This window comes from Hydrogenophaga sp. 70-12 (assembly GCF_001897365.1).
GTDB classification, from domain to species: Bacteria; Pseudomonadota; Gammaproteobacteria; order Burkholderiales; family Burkholderiaceae_C; genus Hydrogenophaga; species Hydrogenophaga borbori.
Genome location: NZ_MKSS01000238.1, coordinates 1 through 1,879 on the forward strand (window position 1 = coordinate 1; position 1,879 = coordinate 1,879).

Annotated in this window: 2 protein-coding genes; both read left to right on the top strand. The window is 72.0% G+C overall.

Annotation, left to right across the window (positions count from 1 at the left end; all coding sequences use genetic code 11):
• The coding region (locus BGO22_RS13705) for a glycosyltransferase (protein ID WP_286851311.1) at nucleotides 1-530 on the top strand (530 nt) is incomplete at its 5' end.
• A gap of 1 nt (nucleotide 531) precedes the next feature.
• On the top strand, nucleotides 532-1,879 hold a 1,348-nt coding region (gene asnB, locus BGO22_RS13710), incomplete at its 3' end, for an asparagine synthase (glutamine-hydrolyzing) (RefSeq protein ID WP_286851312.1).

A 1,879-nucleotide genomic window follows, 5' to 3' on the forward strand; every position in this document is an offset into this window, starting at 1 on the left:
AGCGCGCCATCGTCTTCACCGGCGCCATGGACTACTGGCCCAACGTGGACGCCGTGGTCTGGTTCGCCACCGAGGTGCTGCCACGCATCCGCGAGCGCGAGCCCCAGGCCAGCTTCTGGATCGTGGGCCGCAACCCCACGCCGGCTGTGCAGGCGCTGGCGGGCGGCGCGGTTCACGTCACCGGCACCGTGCCCCAGGTGGAACCCTACCTGCAGCACGCGGGCGCGGTGGTGGCGCCGCTGCGCGTGGCGCGCGGCATCCAGAACAAGATCCTGGAGGCCATGGCCATGGGGCAGCCCGTGATCACGGTCCCGTCCTGCGCCGAGCCGATCGGCGCCACGGCCGAGCAGGGCCTGTGGCGCTGCGACGAAGCCGAGTGCTTCGCGCAAGGCGTGCTCGCCTGGCTGGCCGATCCGGCGCGCCGCGAGCGCCTGGGCGCGGCGGCGCGCGAACACGTTGTCCAGAACTTCAGCTGGCAGGCCAACCTGGACCGCCTCGCGGCCTGGCTGCCCACCACGGAGAGCTCCTGATATGTGCGGCATCGCCGGCCTGTTCGACCCCGTGGGCCTGCGGCCCTTCGACCCGGCGCTGATGCGCCGCATCAACGACGTGCAGTCGCACCGCGGCCCCGACAGCGACGGCCTGCACCTGGAGCCCGGCCTGGCCCTGGGCCACCGGCGCCTGTCGGTCATCGACCTGTCCACCGGCGACCAGCCGCTGTTCAGCGAGGACGGCAGCATCGCCATCGTCTTCAACGGCGAGATCTACAACTTCCAGCAGCTCGTGCCCGAGCTGCGCTCGCTGGGCCTGAAGTTCCGCACGCGCAGCGACACCGAGGTCATCGTCAACGCCTGGCGCGCCTGGGGCCCGGCCTGCGTGCAGCGCCTGCGCGGCATGTTCGCCTTCGCGCTGTGGGACCGCCACCAGCAGACCCTGTTTCTGGCGCGCGACCGCCTGGGCGTGAAACCGCTGCACTACGCCTGGCTGCCCGACGGCAGCTTCGTCTTCGGCTCCGAACTCAAGACCATCACCTCGCACCCCGGCTTCCAGCGCCGCATCGACCCGCTGGCGGTGGAGGAGTACTTCTCGCTGGGCTACGTGGCCGACCCGCGCTGCATCTACGAGGGCGCGCACAAGCTGCCTTCGGCGCACACGCTCACGCTGCGCCGCGGTGGCGCGGCGCGCCCCGAGCCCCAGGCCTACTGGGACGTGCGCTTCACCACCGACAACCCCATCAGCGCCGCCGACGCCCAGGCCGAGCTGCGCGAGCGCCTGCGCGAGTCGGTGCGCCTGCGCATGATCGCCGACGTGCCGCTGGGCGCCTTCCTGTCGGGCGGCGTCGATTCGAGCGCCGTGGTGGCCACCATGGCCGGCCTGTCCGAATCGCCCGTGCACACCTGCGCCATCGGCTTCGACGATCCGCGCTTCAACGAGTCGGACTTCGCCAAGATGGTGGCCGATCGCTACCGCACGAACCACACGCTCGACGTGGTGGGCAGCGACGACTTCGGCCTCATCGACACCCTGGCCTGGCTCTACGACGAGCCTTTCGCCGACAGTTCCGCCATCCCGACCTACCGCGTCTGCCAGATGGCGCGCCGGCACGTGACCGTGGCCCTGTCGGGCGACGGCGGCGACGAGAGCTTCGGCGGCTACCGCCGCTACCGCCTGCACCTGGGCGAGGAGGCCGTGCGCCGCCGCCTGCCGCTGGGCCTGCGCCGGCCGGTTTTCGGCCCGCTGGGCCAGATCTACCCCAAGGCCGACTGGGCGCCGCGCCCGCTGCGCGCCAAGACCACCTTCCAGGCCCTGGCCATGGACAGCGTGGAGGCCTACCACCACAGCATGTCCCACCTGCGCGCCGACCAGCGCAGCGCGCTCT